The organism is Trebonia kvetii, from assembly GCF_007827045.1.
GTDB lineage: Bacteria > Actinomycetota > Actinomycetes > Streptosporangiales > Streptosporangiaceae > Trebonia > Trebonia kvetii.
Genome location: NZ_RPFW01000001.1, coordinates 471,122 through 487,212, shown reverse-complemented (window position 1 = coordinate 487,212; position 16,091 = coordinate 471,122). Strand labels below are relative to the sequence as shown.

Sequence of the window (16,091 nt, the reverse complement as noted above, 5' to 3'; positions counted from 1 at the left end):
CGCGGTCACCGGGCAAGCAAGGTGCCGCCGTCGCCTCCGGCGAGGCGGCGGGTGACGCACGCCTCCTGCCCGCCGGCGCGGGCGCGGCACCCGGCCCGGCGCCGCATCGCTAGGCTTGTCTTGAACTAAGGAGGGCGGAAGAGTCGTGTACCGCTGGCAGGGCCTGGATGAGGTGCCCGCAGGATGGGGCGAGTCGGTCGTCACGATCGGCGTGTTCGATGGCGTGCACCGTGGCCATCAGCGCATCGTCGCCCGTGCCGCCGAGATCGCGGCGGAACGAGGGCTGCCTGTCGTGGCGATCACCTTCGACCCGCACCCGGACGAGGTGATCAGGCCGGGCAGCCACCCGCCGTTCCTGTGCTCGGCCCGCCGCCGCGCCGAGCTGCTCGGCGGCCTCGGCGTCGACGCGGTGTGCGTTCTCCCCTTCACCCTGGACTTCTCCAGGCTCGACCCCGACGAGTTCGTCCGCCAGGTGCTCGTCGAGCGGCTGCACGCCGGGTCGGTCGTGGTGGGGGAGGACTTCCGCTTCGGCCACAAGGCGACGGGCGACGTCGCGCTGCTCGACAGGCTCGGCGAGAAGTACGAGTACACGACGGAGGGGCTGCCGCTGCTCGTGCTCGACGGCATGACGATCTCCTCCACGGCCATCAGGACGCTGCTCTCGGCCGGCGACGTGACGGAGGCGTCGAAGCTGCTCGGCCGCCCGCACCGCGTCGAGGGCGTGGTGGTCCGCGGTCATCAGCGGGGCCGCCAGCTCGGCTTCCCGACCGCGAACGTGGAGTCGCCGCCGCACACCGCGATTCCCGCGGACGGGATCTACGCGGGCTGGCTTGCCACCCTGGACGAGGCGGGCCACGAGACGAGCCGCTGGCCCGCCGCGATCTCGATCGGCTCTAACCCCACATTCGACGGCCAGGTTCGCACGGTCGAGGCCTACGCACTCGACCGCACCGATCTCGACCTCTACGGACTGCACGCCGCGATCGACTTCGCCGTCCGGCTGCGCGGCACCCTCCGCTTCGAGTCCATCGACGCCCTCGTCGACCAAATGCACAAGGACGTCGATCAAGCACGCGACATCTGCGCCGCCCAATAGCCGCCAATTTGCGCAACACATTGCCATTGGCAATACATTGCCGCAGGTTACAGACATTTTTAGCGATTTTCTTCGCATTATGCGGGAATTGATCTTCATGGCTCGCTAGCGTGATTTGCATGTCACGAAGAGCGCGTCTCGGTCGTCGAGAAAGATGTGACGGCCCTGCACGCATACGCACAGCGCGCCCACGCCGAAGCTAGGCCGCGTCGAGGACCGCCTCGACGGCATCGAGGTCACGCTGCAGGATCAAGGGGAACTGCTCAGGCAGATCCTTGCCAAGGTCGCCTGACCGCACGTCTGGTAAGCCGAGAACCCGGCTTCGGTCCGGTGGGAGCGGACGCGGAGCCGGCCCCTTTCTGGGCTCGGTCAGAGTCCCCGCTACTGCATGGTAGGGTGAAACGCTACCGGTAACATGCCGGTCGGGACTGGCTGCACCCTCATCGCGGCCGTCTCCTACGGGGAATCGAATTCTTTCATTTTTAAGGAGCCACGTGCCGCTCGAAGCCGAAGTTAAGAAGCAGATCTTTGCGGAGTACGCGATCAATGAGGGTGACACCGGTTCGCCGGAGGTCCAGATCGCGCTCATGACCCGCAGGATCAACGACCTGAACGAGCACCTCAAGGTGCATCAGCACGACCACCACAGCCGCCGCGGCCTGCTGCTGCTCGTCGGCCGCCGCCGTCGCCTGCTCGGCTACCTGCGCAACACCGACATCACTCGGTACCGCACGCTGATCGAGCGCCTCGGCCTGCGCCGCTAGCCCAGGCCCACACGGAGTCTGGCGTGGTCCCCCGGCGCGAGGAGCCCCGGGCGTGACACGCTGGACCTGGTGATACCCGGGCCGGTACTGTGGGGTCTGGCCCGGGTGATAACAGAATACGAGCGACAACTCACATCCCGTAGCCCCCGGCCCAAGCGCCTGGGCCGGTCCTCGGTAGTGGTCCCCGGGTTCCAGGACAGCTTGTCGTCACGGCGTATCGCCGGCGGCAGCACTGTCCCCGAGGACTTCGATCGAAGACCGGCCGGCGCACTCGCTTGAAGGCAAGCGGGTGCGCCAGAGCTGACCACGGCATGGCGGCGGGTGGGTGCGGGATCTACCGCAAGGAGGTCTCACCCGTGAAGGGTGTGAAAAGCGCCGAAGCCGTTATTGACAACGGCGAGTTTGGCGTACGCAAAATCAGGTTTGAAACCGGCCGTCTGGCTCGCCAGGCGTCCGGCTCCGCTCTCGTCGTCCTCGATGAGGAGACCGTCGTCCTGTCGGCGACTTCCGCGTCCAAGCAGCCGCGGGAAGGTCTCGACTTCTTCCCGCTGACCGTGGACGTCGAGGAGCGCATGTACGCGGCCGGGCGCATTCCCGGCTCGTTCTTCCGCCGCGAGGGCCGCCCGTCCGAGGACGCGATCCTCACCTGCCGGCTCATCGACCGCCCACTGCGCCCGTCCTTCGTCAAGGGCCTGCGCAACGAGATCCAGATCGTGGAGACGGTCCTCGCGCTGCACCCCGAGCACCTGTACGACGTGGTGGCGATCAACGCCGCATCCATGTCCACCCAGCTCGCGGGCCTGCCGTTCGCCGGCCCTATCGGCGGGGTCCGGGTCGCGCTGATCAAGGACCAGTGGGTCGCGTTCCCGACGCATCCCCAGCTTGAGCTCGCGACGTTCGACATGGTGGTCGCCGGCCGGATGCTCGAGGACGGCGACGTCGCGATCATGATGGTCGAGGCGGAGTCCACGCCGCAGACGCTCAAGCTGCTCGCCGACGCCGAGAACACCGGCGCGGTCGCTCCCGACGAGGAGACGGTCGCCGAGGGGCTCGAGGCCGCCAAGCCGTTCATCGCCGCGCTCTGCGAGGCGCAGCGGATCCTCGCCGCCGCGGCGGTCGAGTCCGGTCTCGCCCCGGCGAACACCACGCAGTTCCCCGTCTTCGTCGACTACGAGGAAGACGTATTCGAGGCGGTCGCCGGCGCGGTGTCCGACGAGCTCGGCAAGGCGCTGACCATCGCGGGCAAGCAGGAGCGCGCCGCCGAGGAGGACCGGGTCAAGGCCCTCGCGCAGGAGCGGCTCGCGGGCAAGTTCGAGGGGCGCGAGAAGGAGATCAGCGCGGCCCTTCGCTCGCTGACCAAGAAGCTGGTCCGCAAGCGGGTCGTCAACGACGGTCTCCGCATCGACGGCCGCGGGCTGACCGACATCCGGCCGCTGGCGGCCGAGGTCGGCGTGCTGCCCCGGGTGCACGGCTCGGCGCTGTTCGAGCGCGGCGAGACCCAGATCCTCGGGGTCACCACGCTGAACATGCTCCGCATGGAGCAGATGATCGACACGCTCAACCCCGATCGCACCAAGCGCTACATGCACAACTACAACATGCCGCCGTACTCCACCGGTGAGACCGGCCGCGTGGGCTCGCCGAAGCGCCGCGAAATCGGCCACGGCGCGCTCGCCGAGCGGGCGATCCTTCCGGTGCTGCCGACCCGCGAGGAGTTCCCCTACGCGATCCGGCAGGTGTCCGAGGCGATCAGCTCCAACGGCTCGACCTCGATGGGCTCGGTCTGCGCCTCGACGCTCGCCCTGCTCAGCGCCGGCGTGCCGCTCAAGGGCATGGTCTCTGGCATCGCGATGGGCCTGATCTATGAGGGCGGTCAGTACGTGACGCTGACCGACATCCTCGGTGCCGAGGACGCGTTCGGTGACATGGACTTCAAGGTGGCGGGCACCGAGCAGGTCATTACCGCGCTCCAGCTCGACACCAAGCTCGACGGCATCCCTGCCTCGGTCCTGGCGGGCGCGCTCAAGCAGGCGCGCGGCGCCCGGATGACGATCCTCGGCGTGATGCGAGATGCGATCAGCGAGCCGGCCGAGATGTCGCCCTACGCGCCAAGGATCATCACCATCAAGGTCCCGGTGGACAAGATCGGCGAGGTCATCGGCCCGAAGGGCAAGATGATCAACTCGATCCAGGACGACACCGGCGCCGAGATCACGATCGAGGACGACGGCACGATCTACATCGGCGCCACCGACGGTCCGTCCGCCGACGCGGCCAGGGACGTCATCAACGCGATCGCGAACCCGCACATGCCCGAGATCGGCGAGCGCTTCCTCGGCACCGTCGTGAAGACGACGACGTTCGGCGCGTTCCTCTCACTGCTGCCAGGCAAGGACGGCCTGCTGCACGTCACGCAGATCCGCAAGCTGCACGGCGGGCGGCGGATCGAGAACGTCGAGGACGTCATCCACGTGGGCGACAAGATCCAGGTGGAGATCCGCGAGATCGACGACCGCGGCAAGCTCTCGCTCGTCCCCGTCGAGGTGATCGAGCGCGAGGCGGCCGGAGAAGACCTCGGCGGCGGCGAGGACGACCGGCCCCGCGAAGACCGTGGTCCGCGTCGCGACAGGAACGACCGTGACCGCGGTGACCGGGACGGCGGCGGCCGGACCAGGCAGCGTTCGCGCGGCGGGCACCGCGACTAGATGATGGATTCTGCTGAGTCGACCGTGCGCAGGACCGTCCTTGCTGGCGGCCTGCGCGTGGTCACCGAATTCCTCCCCTCCGTGCGGTCGGTCGCGCTCGGCATCTGGGTAGGCGTGGGCTCGCGTGACGAGGACACCTCGCACGCGGGCGCCACCCACTACCTTGAGCACCTGCTGTTCAAGGGGACGCACAAGCGGACGGCCCTGGAGATCTCCTCGGAGATGGACGCGGTCGGCGGCGAGATGAACGCGTTCACCGCCAAGGAGTACACGTGCTACTACGCGCGGGTGCTCGACGCGGACCTGCCGCTGGCGATCGACGTGCTGTCCGACATGGTGACGTCCTCGCTCATCGAGCCGAAGGACGTCGACGCCGAGCGCAACGTCGTGCTCGAAGAGATCGCGATGAACGAGGACGACCCGGCGGACTCGGTGCACGAGGCGTTCACCGGGCGGCTGTTCGGCGACACGCCGCTCGGCCGGCCGATCCTCGGCACGGTGGACTCGATCAACGCGATCACCAGAGAGCTGATCTTCGAGCATTACCGCGCCAAGTACACCCCGCCGCACCTTGTCATCTCGGCGGCGGGCAACCTGGACCACGACACCCTGGTCGGCTACGTCCAGGCGGCGTTCGGCCCGGTTCTCGCCGAGTTCGGCGGCGCCGAGCCGGCCGCGCCCAGGCTGCGCGGCTCTGGCGGCCTGTGGGACGGCTACGGCCCGGCGGCCGGGTCCGGCGTGACCCTGGTGTCCCGGCCGATCGAGCAGGCCAACCTGGTGCTCGGCTGTGAGGGCCTGTCCCGCACGGACGACCGGCGGTTCGCGCTCGGCGTGCTCAACGCGGCACTCGGCGGCGGCATGTCGTCGCGCCTCTTCCAGGAGGTGCGCGAGAAGCGGGGCCTGGCCTACTCGGTCTACAGCTTCGCGTCGCAGCACGCGGACAGCGGCCTGTGGGGCATCTACGCGGGCTGTCTGCCGTCCAAGGCCGACGAGGTGCTGTCGATCTGCACCGCCGAAGTGGCCAAGGTCGTTGAGACCGGACTGACGGACGCGGAACTCGACCGCGGCAAGGGCCAGGTCCGCGGCGGCATCGTGCTCGGCCTCGAGGACCCGTCATCCCGGATGACCCGCCTCGGCAAGGCCGAGCTCGTCTACCCGGGCCTCGAGCCTGTCGAGGAGATCCTCACGGCCATCGACGCGGTGTCGCACGACGACATCCGCGCGATCGCCGCGGAGATCCTGACCAAGCCCAAGGTCCTGGCCGTCGTCGGCCCCTTCGAGGACGAGGCGCCCTTCCAGGCTGCCCTGTTATCTCCCGGGGGGACGACCCCCGTACCCCCCGATGTCTTGACTGGCGCGCCCGATGGCAAAAACCGCCATCGTATCGGGCGCGCCAGTCAAGACCAAGGCCTTGGAGTGGCTCCGTATCCCCGGGCGCCGGCTAGTCGAGGCCTAGGAGCGGCTCGATGCCGACGGTGAGGCCGGCCGGCAGCGAGGCGACGCCGCGCACCGCGAGCAGCACGCCAGGCATGAACGAGGCGCGGTCGAGTGAGTCGTGCCTGATGGTCAGGGTTTCCCCGTGCCCGCCGAACAGCACCTCCTGGTGCGCGACAAGGCCGGCCACCCGCACCGAGTGGACGTGCACGTCGTCGACCGTGGTACCCCGCGCGCCCGGCAGTTCCTGCTTGGTCGCGTCGGGGGAGGCGCCGAGGCCCGCCTTGGCGCGCGCCTCGCCGATTACCGAGGCGGTGCGCAGCGCAGTGCCTGACGGCGCGTCCATCTTGTTCGCGTGGTGCAGCTCGATGATCTCGGCCGAGTCGAAGAACCGCGCGGCCTGGGCCGCGAAGCGCATCATCAGCACCGCGCCCACGGAGAAGTTCGGCGCGATGAGCACCCGGCCGCCGGGTGCCGCGGCCAGCCAGGAGCGGACCTCCGCCAGCCGGTCGTCGCCGAAGCCCGAGGTGCCGACGACGACAGTCACCCCGTGCTCGATACACCAGCGCAGGTTGTCCATCACCGCGGCGACGTGCGTGAAGTCCACCACGACATCGCAGCCGAGCAGCGGGTCGAGCGGGTCGCCCTGGTCCACCTGCGCGACGAGTTCGGTGTCCGGCGCCTCCTGCACGGTCTCGCAGACGGTGCGCCCCATTCGCCCTCTGGCGCCAAGGACTCCCACCTTGATCATTACGCCTCCCGTGCCGTTGCCGTAAGCCTCGCCTGCCAACCGCAGGATTCTACGCCGCAAGGCCCAGCGTCGGACCGGGCACGTACGCTGGCAGACATGTGTCGCTCCATTAAGACCCTGCGCCCGCCGTACACCGAGGCGGTGACCGACACGGACATGCGCGCCGCGGCGCTGCAGTACGTCCGCAAGATCAGCGGCTTCCGTGCCCCGGCCGCCAAGAACGCCGCGGCGTTCGACGCCGCCGTGGAGGAGATCGCGGCAAGCACCGCCCGCCTGCTTGCCGCGCTGGAAGTGCGCCCGCCAGCCAAGACCAGCGCCTGATCCCAGAACGCCCAGGTTACTATCCGTAGCAGGCGTGGTATTCATCCGCTACGGGTAGTAGCTCCGTATGCGGCTGATCCTCAACGTAATCTGGCTGGTGCTCTGCGGCTGGTGGATGGCGATCGCGTACGTCATCGCCGGGGTCATCTGCGCCATCCTGATCATCACCATCCCGTTCGCGATCGCGTCGTTCCGTATCGCGTCCTACGTGATCTGGCCATTCGGCCGGTCCATCACGAGGCGCCGTGACGCCGGGGTGGCGTCGGTCATCGGCAACATCATCTGGATAATCCTGCTCGGCTGGTGGCTGGCGATCGGTCACCTGACCTCCGGCATCGCCCTGTGCATCACGATCATCGGCATCCCCCTGGGCCTGGCCAACTTCAAGATGATCCCGATCTCACTGGTCCCGCTCGGCGTCCGGATCGTGCCGTCGGACGAGCTGTACCCGGGCTACGGGGCGGGGCGCTCAAGCGATACCTACGCGTGAGCTTCTTGGCCCCACGCCGAGCATGCCGCGCAGTAGCCTATGGCCATGGAGGAGACAGAGAGCCGCGTCGAGGTATACGTCACCACCGACACCTCGCAGGCCCCGCACAAAGCGGGCGAGCCGAAGCTCTACGTGATGTACGACGCCGCCAAGCCGGAAGCGGGCAAGCTGTACTTCACCGAGGCCGAGTGGGACGCGTTCGTGCTCGGCGTCAAGGACGGCGAGTTCGACCTGGACGAGGACGGCAACCTGCCGCTGCTGCCCGCCGGCGAGTAGACGCGCCGGCCTGACCGGGCCAGCGGAGCACGGAGATCCACCGCGTACCTAGCGTCTGGTATCGCCCGGTTCGTAACGGTTACCCTTTTGGTATGTCTCCACGGGCGCGCAGGCCAGTGCTTGACTCCTCGCGTTTCGGACGTACCCCGGTGATTTTCCTGCTCGGCCTTGCGGCCTGCTGCCTCATTGCCATCGTCGCGCTCGTGGCCGTGGTCTTGCAGCGCGGCCCGGCGCCCGCCCTGGTCGGCCTGCTGCTCGCGCTGCTGCCGTTCCCGCTGCTTGTCACGCTCATCCTGTACCTGGACAGGCTCGAGCCGGAGCCGAGGGCGCTGCTCGCGGCGATCTTCGGCACCGGCGCGGGCATCGCGGTCGTCACCGCACTGCTCGGCCGTGCGCTGCACACCGCCTCGATCACCACACCGGAACTCAGCCCCCACCCGAGCCTCACGGTCGCGGTCCCGGCCGGCGCGGCCATCGGCGGTGCGCTCGTCGCGGAGACGCTCAACGGTCTCGTGCTGCTCGCGCTGCTCGCCTCCCGGCGCACCGAGATCGACGGCGTGGAGGACGGCGTCGTCTACGGCTCCATGGTGGGTCTCGGCTTCGCCCTGGTAGCCAACGTCTACGGCTACTCCGTCGCGTGGGGCAACGGCGCCGGCGCGATCGCCGAGGAGTTCACCAGGCGCGGCCTCTTCGGCCCGGCGTTCCACGCGCTGTTCACCTCGCTGATCGGGCTCGGCGTGGCCTACGCCGCGACCCGTCCCGCGGTCACCGGCCGGTACCTGGCGATCGCCGCCGGCTGGGCCGCGGCGGTGGCGCTCGACGCGGTCTGGAATCACTCGGTGACCGCGGAAGGCACCGCGCTGCTCGCCACCTACGTCATCCTCGTGGGCGTGCTCATCGTGGTGATCACCGCCGTGGTCGCCGACAGGCAGCGAGTGATCAGGCTGATCACCAGCTTCCTGCCGGACTTCGAGCATCCCGAGGTGGTGACCGCGCAGGACATCCCGATGCTCGCCAACCTGCGAATGCGCCGGCTCGGCCGCCACTGGGCCAGGCTGAACCTCGGCCTCGACGGCAGGCGCGCGATGACCCAGTACCAGCTGGCCGCCACCGAGCTCGCCATGGCCTGCCGCCGCAAGAGCCTCGGGCAGACGAGTCACGATGTCTATGAACGGCACCGCGACGACTCACTGACCCTGATGCGCGACGCCGCGGCAGTCGTCCGCCGCCAGGAACACCTGTATCCGCCGCCGTGGCTCGCCCCTGACGACCGCTCGGTCTTCGTCAGCGACCCGGCGACGCGGGCCGGCCGGCCGGACGTCCCGGACGACGGGCCGGCCGGCCGCCCGACCTGGCCGCCAGACTGGGGCTAGCCGAAGAGGCTGGGCTAGCCGAAGAGCGCGGGCTGCACGTCGGCAGGCTCCCGGACGGCGACCGCGCCCTCGTGGCGCAGCAGCCATTCCTTCCGCTCGACACCCCAGCCGTAGCCGGTGAGCGAACCGTCTGAGCCGATCACCCGGTGGCACGGCACGATGATCGAGATCGGGTTGCGCCCGTTGGCGAGTCCCACCGCGCGGGACGCGACGAGCCGCTTGCCGAGTGCGAGCGCGATGTCGCCGTAGCTGACCGTCTCGCCATAGGCAATCTTCATCAGCTCGGCCCAGACGGCGAGCTGGAACGGGGTACCGCACGGCGCGAGCGGCACGTCGAACTCCCTGCGCGTCCCTGCGAAGTACTCTTCGAGCTGGCCGGCCACGGTCGGGAATGCGCCTGGACGTCGCTCCAAGCCGGCCGGAATCCGGTAGGAACGCTCTCCCGCGTCGAGCAGGTAGAGCCCGGCAAGCGCCCGCTCGTCCCCGGTAAGCAGCACCCGGCCCACGGGCGAGTCCACGATGTCGTACCACGTCGGCGCCGTCGGGCCGGCGGCCAGAAACTGTCCTGCCATGACACTTCCTCCTGAATGAATACCCTCGGCCCTAACTGGCGGCCCGCGACTCGGCCGCCGGGCTGGCCGGCGGCTCCTCGATGGCCCATAGGTGATGCACCGCGTATGAACGCCACGGATGCCACCGCGACGCCACGACGGACGCTGTCACACTGGGCACGGTCACGGGCGCGCCCGGGTCGGCCGCGAGCCCCCGCAGTGCCCGCGCCACCCCGACGTCTCCCTCTAGGAAAACATCCGGGTCTGACAAACCCCGCATCCTGATGTATCCGGCGGTCCAGGGCCCGATTCCCGGCAGCGCCAACAGCCGCGCTTCGACCTCCTCGCGGTCCGCGCCCGCGTCCACCCGGATGTCACCGCCCGCAAGCGAAGTAGCGAGAGTGGCAAGCGCCCGTGCACGCGACAGCGGCATCGGCAGCGTGCCCGGGTCGAGGCCAGCGATCGTCGCCGGGTCGGGGAAGACGTGCGTGAGACCCCACTCGGCGGCACCGAGATCAGCAAGGCCAGGGGGAAGCGGCGTGCCGTACAGCGCCGTGAGCCGCCCGCCGAGCCGCCGCGCGGCGGCCACCGACACCTGCTGGCCGAGCACCGCCCTGACTGCGATCTCGTCGCCGTCCACCGCGCCGATCGAGCGCCGGCCCGGGCATTTCGCGGCGAGCGGCCCGAGCAGCGGGTCCTCGTCGAAGAAACCGGAGATCGCTGCCGGGTCCGCGTCCAGGTCGAGCAGCCTCCGGCAGCGCTGCACGGCCGCGGTCACGTCCCGCAGATCGGAAAGCACCAGCGAGCAGTCCACCCAGCTCGCGCTTGGCACGTGGCGCAGCGAGAGCAGGCCGCAACCGTTCGGGAGTCTTATTGTCCTTCGGTACTCGCCGGGGGAGGCGACCTCGACGCCGGGAATGGCGCGCGCCGCGAGGAAGCCGAACATCCGGTCCAGGTCGATCGGCGGCCGGTACGGCAGGCGCAGCCGCAGCACCCCGGTCGCTCCGGCGTCGCCGGCCGGCTCGGGGACAACCCGGCGCCGGGTGGCCGCGACGGAAACGCCGCTGCGGGCGGCCCGCTCGCGAAGCGCGGTCGGCGGGATGTCGTAGACCTCGAGCATCGTCGCGTTGAACTGCCTGATCGAGGAGAACCCGGCCGCGAACGCGACGTCGCCCATCGGCAGGGCCGTCGTCTCCACCAGGATGCGTGCGGTCCGTGCCCGCTGCGCCCTGGCAAGCGCCAGCGGCCCAGCGCACACCTCGGCAGTCAGCACACGCCCGACCTGCCGCGGCGAGTAGCCGAGCCGGTCGGCGAGCCCGTCGACGCCGGCCCGGTCCACCACCCCGTCCGCGATCAGCCGCATGGCGCGCCCGGCGACGTCGGAGCGGATGTTCCACTCCGGGGAGCCGGGGGAGGCGTCGGGCCTGCATCGCTTGCAAGCGCGGAACCCGGCCTGCTGCGCCGCGGCCGCCGTCGGGTAGAACACGACGTTGGCACGTTTGGGAGTGATCGCGGGACACGACGGCCGGCAGTAGATGCCGGTGGTCTTGACCGCGGTGAAGAACACCCCGTCGAACCGCGCATCCCGGCTGCTCGCCGCCGTATACCGTTGCTCGTCGTCCATCACGTCCCCCACTTAACCACCCGTACTGGACCGGCACTAGCGGAAATCGGACATGAACAGTGTGGTGACGTCAACCCCCATACCGGGACGGCGCGCGCATACTACGCTGACCGCTGTGACACGTCGCCTCGCCCGCCCCGCACACTGGCTGGCCATCGCCGCGATCGCCATCGTCCTCGCCGCCACCGCGACCGGCACCATCTCCGCGCACGCGGTTGCCACCGCGACGCGGACGGCGCTCATCGTGCAGCCGCAGTCCGCCGCCGCGATGACCGCGGCGACCGCGCTGCCGCTCAAGGGCAAGATCGTCGGCATCGACCCCGGGCACAACGGCCTCAACAAGGACTACCCCGCCTACCTCGCACAGCAGGTGTGGAACGGCAGGGAGTGGGAGGACTGCGACACCACGGGCACGCAGACGGACTGGGCGCACACCTTCACCGAGGCGCTGTTCAACTGGCACGTCGCGAGCTACCTCAAGGCCGACCTAGTCAAGGACGGCGCCAAGGTCGTCATGACCAGGCCGAGCAACAAGGGTCACGGCCCCTGCGTGAACAAGCGCTCGTTCATCATCAACGGCGCGCACGCCAACGTCGCCGTCGACATCCACGCGGACGGCGCCTACTGCGCGGGCTGCCGCGGCTTCGCGCTGCTTGAACCAGTCGCCGACGGCCCGAACGACAAGGTGATCCACTCGTCGCGCACGTTCGGCGCCGACATCAAGGGGGCCATGCTCGCCGTGAAGAAGATGCCGGTCAGCAACTACGACGGCACCAACGGCGTCAGTTACCGCGACGACCTGGCCGGCCTGAACCTCACCAAGGTCCCGAAGATCCTCATCGAGGTCGGCAACATGAAGAACGCCACCGATGCCCGGCTGCTTGCGTCCGCCACGTTTCAGCAGCAGGTCGCCCGCGCCCTTCTCAACGCGATCATCAAGTTTCTGAAGTAACGGCGGGCGGCTAGGCGCGCCAGAAGTCGTACGGGTCGCGGCCCGGGCGGAAGCCGGCCGCCTCGACGACGTCGACCGCCAGCTTGAAGCGGTCGCCGACGCGGTTGGGCAGGTGGGCGTCGCTGCCGAAGGAGACGGCGGTCCCGCCCTCTTCCCGCCACCAGCGAACCAGGTCGACCGAGGCGAGCGGCGTCTTCGTGTTGATCTCGAGCACCCGTCCGGTGGCGGCGAGTGCGCGAAGCACCGTGCGGTACTCCTCCTCGAACGGCTGCTCACGAAACAGGTGCGCGCCCCGCGGCCAGTAACGGCGCGGGAAGTCCAGGTGGGCGAGCACCTGAAACAGGTCACTGCCGTCGATAAGCGCGACCATTTCGGTGAAGTAGTAGCGCATCGCGTCGGCGTCGGACATGGGGCCGAAGAGCGCGTCCGCCGAGATGAGCCTGCCCCGGTACGGCACCGCGTGCAGCGAGCCGAGAATCCGGTCGAAGTCGTGACTGCCCACGATCGCGCCCGCGCTCGCGCCGAACAGGTGCGACTCACCCGCTTCCACTCCCGACAGAATCCGCAGGCCGGGAAAGCGCTCTCGGCATTCTGCGATGCACGCCAGGTATCCCTCGGCGTCAAGCGGCTTGATCCTGCTCCACCAGCGGTGGTCGGTGGCGACATCGTGGATGGCGTCGCCCGGGCCGCCGCTGGTGAACTCCAGGTGCTCAGTGAACGCGATGGCCGGCAGTCCGACGGCCACGGCCTGCTCGCAACTGCGGACCATCGAGGCGCCCGCAGACGTGTCGTAGGACCATTCGGTATGCACATGATTGTCCGCAGGCAGCACCCGGCCATTGTATTTGCGGTGGGATGACCGCCCGCACCCGCCGGCTACCAGCGCTCGTCGCGCTGCCTGGCCGAGGTGATGACGTAGATCTCGCCGGTCTGCCGCGCGCCCTGCGGAATCGGCCCGTTGCCCTGGTGCGAAGCCTGGTCTTGCCCGCCAGGCAGAAGCGCCACCTGCCCCGTGCGCTTACCCGACTTGGTCAGCCGGCCCCAGCGCTCTTCCCACTCGGCGACGTCGCCCCCGCAGGCGTTGACGTAGGCGATGAGCACCGGCAGCGTGGGCAGCCGCAGGCCGCCGGCGGCCGAGGCCAGGGTGCGCATGGTGTAGTGCGACTTCTCCGCCATGTCCGGGTAGTCGAGCCCGACCTTCGAGCGGAGCATGCGCAGGTCGCGGGCGAACGCGGCGACGTTGTCGTTCTCAATCGCGGCGATTGGTGCCTTCGGCCCGGGCGGCGGGTCAGGCAGTGCGCTGTCACGCTGCCTGATGACCGGACTGCCTGCCCGCCCGAAGCCGCCGGAGTTACGCAGGCCGGCGTCCTGTGCCCCCTGATAGGGCTGGCCCTGGTGCGGCTGGCCAGGGTACGGCTGCTGTCCCTGACTGGGCCACCCGGGCCCGGGCGGACCGCTAGCGGCCTGCCAGGAACCCGTGTTCCTGGCCCCCTGGCCGTACTGGCCCTGGGCCCCGCCGTATCCCTGATCGGGTCCTGCGGCTTGCCAGGAGCCGGTGTTACGGCCGGCGTGCCCCTGGCCCGGCGCCCAGCCCTGAGCCTGCTCGGCCCCGGCCGCCTGCCAGGAGCCAGCGTCTCGGGGCACGCCACCGAACTGCCCGGGACCCGACGCCTGCCAGCCGCCCGTCATTCGCGTGTCGGGACCGTACGCTCCGGGGGCAGCCTGCCAGGAGCCGGTGTTCCTGGGGTTGCCGCTGGGATATCCCGGACCCGGTGTCCATGCCTGACCCGCGGCAGGGCCAGCGGCCTGCCATGATCCGGTGTTTCTCGGGTTAGCGCCGGGGTGGGACGGACCTGGTGTCCAGACCTGGCCGGCTGCCGGGCCCGTGGCCTGCCACGACCCGGTGTTCCGCTGATTCGGGCCGGGGTGCGCCGCACCGGGCGTCCAGCCCTGTCCCTGGTCAGGCCCGGCGGCCTGCCAGGATCCGGTGTTACGCGGAGGCTGCCCGAACTGCCCGGCCGCCTGCTGGCCGTCGTACTGCCCGTTTCCGTACTGCTGGCCTGCGCTGTACTGCTGCTGCCCGGCGCCGTGCTGGCCCGCGTGGTAGGGAGCCTGCCCGGCCGCGGCGCCGTACGGCTGTCCCTGGCCGAACCAGGCCTGACCTGCCGCTCCGTACCCGGCCGGGTACGGAGCCTGTCCGTAGTCGTTGCCATGGTCTGGGTACGGCTGCCCGGAACCCGGTGACGCGAAGCCCTGCTGGCCGAACCCCGGTTGCCGGTAGCCCTGCTGTCCCGCCGACCACGCCTGCTCCTGGCCTGGTCGCGGCGCCTGGCCCCGGCCCTGCCAGCCGGGAGCGAACTGCCCCGCCTGGTACTGCCCCTGACCGGGCATGCCGCCCTGAGCTTGGCTCGGCCCTTGCCCGCCCGCGCTGCCGCCCCGGCCTGAAGGCATCGGTCCCGGCTGCCCCGCCTGCCCGGCGCCTGCCCACTGCTGGACGTCCGGGTACCCGGACGTCCCCGCCCATCCTGGCGCGGGGTTCTGCCTGCCAGGACCGTGTCCCTGACCGGGATAGCCGGCCTCCTGCGGCCTCTGCCCCTGCCCAGCCGGCGGATATGGCCGCGCCTGCTGGCCCTGGGGGTCGTAGTACCCGGCGTCGCGCGGGCCGCGCGCGGAACCCGGACGTTGCTGACCAGGCGGCGCCTGCCGGGGGCGCGGTCCCGCCGGGCGCGGGCGTGGACGGCCCACGCCGGGCATGGCGTCCGCGGGACGCTGCCAGGGCCGGTCGGCCGATCCTGGGTCCTGCGTCGCCTGGCGGGCGCCCCGTGACGGGGAACCTGGCCTGGGCGGGGCGCCGCGCTCCGGTCGCGGTCGCGGTCGCGGTGGACCAGGCGGCTGGTCGGCGGGCCGCGGGCGCTCGCGGCCTCCCGCATAGCCCTGGTATCCGGGATCGACGGGGTAGGCGCTCGCCTCCAGGTAGGAGTCACGCTGGTATGCGTCGCGAGCGAAGGCAGCGTCACCTGGCCGGCCGAACGTGCCTCTGCCGGGCCCGCTGCCCTGACGATTCACCCGGCACCTCCTGGTCCCAGCGTGTGGCGCTCGCCATCCACCCAAACGAGTGTAGGGCGGACAAGTCGCCACGACAGGTCCGACGAGTAATTGCTGCTCGTTCGACGCTGTTTAATCTCGGCGGCCAGCGGCCTCGCCATGTGCGGATGCTTGCGCGGGGGGCTACTCTGTGGTTAGGGGCACGAGCGATTTGCCCGCGCCATAGGGTTTTGCGGCGCGTGAGCGTCGTGACGGGACTTTCCCCCGCGGAGCGGCCATGGTGGCTTGGATCGTCTGGCTGATCGTGGCGGCCGTGCTCGGCGTCGCCGAGCTGGTCACGTTCACGTTCGCGCTCGGCCTCATCGCGATCGGCGCGTGCGTAGCGGCCGCCGTTGCGGCCGTCGACCTCGGCCTGCCGTTGCAGTTGCTCGCGTTCGTCGTCGCCTCCACGGCGGGACTCGGCCTCGTCCTCCCCGTCGCCCGCCGGCACGTGCGGCAGGCGCCGCTGCTCAAGACGGGGCCCGCCGCGCTTGTCGGCCGCCCGGCCCGCGTACTCGAAGAGGTCACTGGATACAGCGGCCGAGTGCGCATCGGCGGCGAGGAATGGTCGGCCCGCTCCTACGACGAGTCGCTGGTCATCCCCGTCGGCCACACTGTCGATGTCATGCAGATCGAGGGCGCTACGGCCCTTGTTTACCCTAGGGAGTAG

15 protein-coding genes are annotated in these 16,091 nt (G+C 70.0%); 10 read left to right on the top strand and 5 right to left on the bottom strand.

The window, feature by feature from the left end; genetic code table 11:
- Positions 1 to 145 precede the first annotated feature (145 nt).
- The 4 genes from EAS64_RS01970 to EAS64_RS01955 all read left to right on the top strand — a co-directional run bounded on the left by EAS64_RS01970 (position 146) and on the right by EAS64_RS01955 (position 6,044).
- Positions 146 to 1,096, top strand: coding sequence for a bifunctional riboflavin kinase/FAD synthetase (locus EAS64_RS01970; RefSeq protein ID WP_145850985.1), 951 nt, complete (start codon positions 146 to 148; stop codon positions 1,094 to 1,096).
- A 494-nt stretch (positions 1,097 to 1,590) separates the two neighbouring features.
- The gene (gene rpsO, locus EAS64_RS01965) at positions 1,591 to 1,860 is read left to right on the top strand and encodes a 30S ribosomal protein S15 (protein WP_145850984.1); all 270 of its coding nucleotides are present in this window, start codon (positions 1,591 to 1,593) and stop codon (positions 1,858 to 1,860) included.
- A gap of 356 nt (positions 1,861 to 2,216) precedes the next feature.
- Positions 2,217 to 4,565, top strand: a complete 2,349-nt coding sequence (locus EAS64_RS01960) for a polyribonucleotide nucleotidyltransferase (RefSeq protein ID WP_145850983.1) — start codon at positions 2,217 to 2,219, stop codon at positions 4,563 to 4,565.
- The gene (locus tag EAS64_RS01955; RefSeq protein ID WP_145850982.1) at positions 4,566 to 6,044 is read left to right on the top strand and encodes a M16 family metallopeptidase; all 1,479 of its coding nucleotides are present in this window, start codon (positions 4,566 to 4,568) and stop codon (positions 6,042 to 6,044) included.
- On the opposite strand, the gene dapB is transcribed toward EAS64_RS01955, so the two are convergent.
- Complete coding sequence (gene dapB / locus EAS64_RS01950; protein ID WP_145852270.1) at positions 6,007 to 6,750, bottom strand: 4-hydroxy-tetrahydrodipicolinate reductase; 744 nt, start codon at positions 6,748 to 6,750, stop codon at positions 6,007 to 6,009. The two genes, EAS64_RS01955 and dapB, sit on opposite strands and share 38 nt — an antisense overlap.
- A 96-nt stretch (positions 6,751 to 6,846) precedes the next feature.
- Between dapB and EAS64_RS01945 the strand changes: the two genes are divergently transcribed.
- From EAS64_RS01945 to EAS64_RS01930, 4 genes are all read left to right on the top strand, one after another.
- Positions 6,847 to 7,071: a DUF2277 domain-containing protein gene (locus tag EAS64_RS01945; protein ID WP_145850981.1), complete on the top strand. Its 225-nt coding sequence runs from the start codon at positions 6,847 to 6,849 to the stop codon at positions 7,069 to 7,071.
- 67 nt (positions 7,072 to 7,138) lie between these two features.
- Positions 7,139 to 7,561 carry a YccF domain-containing protein gene (locus EAS64_RS01940; protein ID WP_145850980.1) on the top strand — a complete coding sequence of 141 codons (423 nt, stop codon included), beginning with the start codon at positions 7,139 to 7,141 and terminating at the stop codon, positions 7,559 to 7,561.
- A 45-nt stretch (positions 7,562 to 7,606) separates the two neighbouring features.
- Positions 7,607 to 7,837 carry a DUF397 domain-containing protein gene (locus EAS64_RS01935; protein WP_342781997.1) on the top strand — a complete coding sequence of 77 codons (231 nt, stop codon included), beginning with the start codon at positions 7,607 to 7,609 and terminating at the stop codon, positions 7,835 to 7,837.
- Positions 7,838 to 7,929: 92 nt separating this feature from the next.
- Positions 7,930 to 9,210, top strand: coding sequence for a PrsW family intramembrane metalloprotease (locus tag EAS64_RS01930; RefSeq protein WP_145850978.1), 1,281 nt, complete (start codon positions 7,930 to 7,932; stop codon positions 9,208 to 9,210).
- Between the two features lie 14 nt (positions 9,211 to 9,224).
- Here EAS64_RS01930 and EAS64_RS01925 read toward each other — a convergent pair whose 3' ends face one another.
- A complete protein-coding gene (locus EAS64_RS01925; RefSeq protein ID WP_145850977.1) occupies positions 9,225 to 9,782 on the bottom strand; it encodes a methylated-DNA--[protein]-cysteine S-methyltransferase in 558 nt (185 codons plus the stop codon).
- Positions 9,783 to 9,813: 31 nt separating this feature from the next.
- On the bottom strand, positions 9,814 to 11,385 hold the full coding sequence (locus EAS64_RS01920; RefSeq protein ID WP_145852268.1) for a DNA-3-methyladenine glycosylase 2: 1,572 nt from the start codon (positions 11,383 to 11,385) through the stop codon (positions 9,814 to 9,816).
- A gap of 115 nt (positions 11,386 to 11,500) precedes the next feature.
- On the opposite strand from EAS64_RS01920, the gene EAS64_RS01915 reads away from it, so the two are divergent.
- Complete coding sequence (locus EAS64_RS01915) at positions 11,501 to 12,337, top strand: N-acetylmuramoyl-L-alanine amidase (protein WP_187365632.1); 837 nt, start codon at positions 11,501 to 11,503, stop codon at positions 12,335 to 12,337.
- Positions 12,338 to 12,347: 10 nt separating this feature from the next.
- Here EAS64_RS01915 and EAS64_RS01910 read toward each other — a convergent pair whose 3' ends face one another.
- Positions 12,348 to 13,169, bottom strand: a complete 822-nt coding sequence (locus EAS64_RS01910; RefSeq protein WP_145850975.1) for a PHP domain-containing protein — start codon at positions 13,167 to 13,169, stop codon at positions 12,348 to 12,350.
- Positions 13,170 to 13,213: 44 nt separating this feature from the next.
- Positions 13,214 to 15,403: a helix-turn-helix domain-containing protein gene (locus EAS64_RS01905; RefSeq protein WP_187365631.1), complete on the bottom strand. Its 2,190-nt coding sequence runs from the start codon at positions 15,401 to 15,403 to the stop codon at positions 13,214 to 13,216.
- A gap of 256 nt (positions 15,404 to 15,659) precedes the next feature.
- Between EAS64_RS01905 and EAS64_RS01895 the strand changes: the two genes are divergently transcribed.
- Positions 15,660 to 16,091: an NfeD family protein gene (locus tag EAS64_RS01895; protein ID WP_145850972.1), complete on the top strand. Its 432-nt coding sequence runs from the start codon at positions 15,660 to 15,662 to the stop codon at positions 16,089 to 16,091.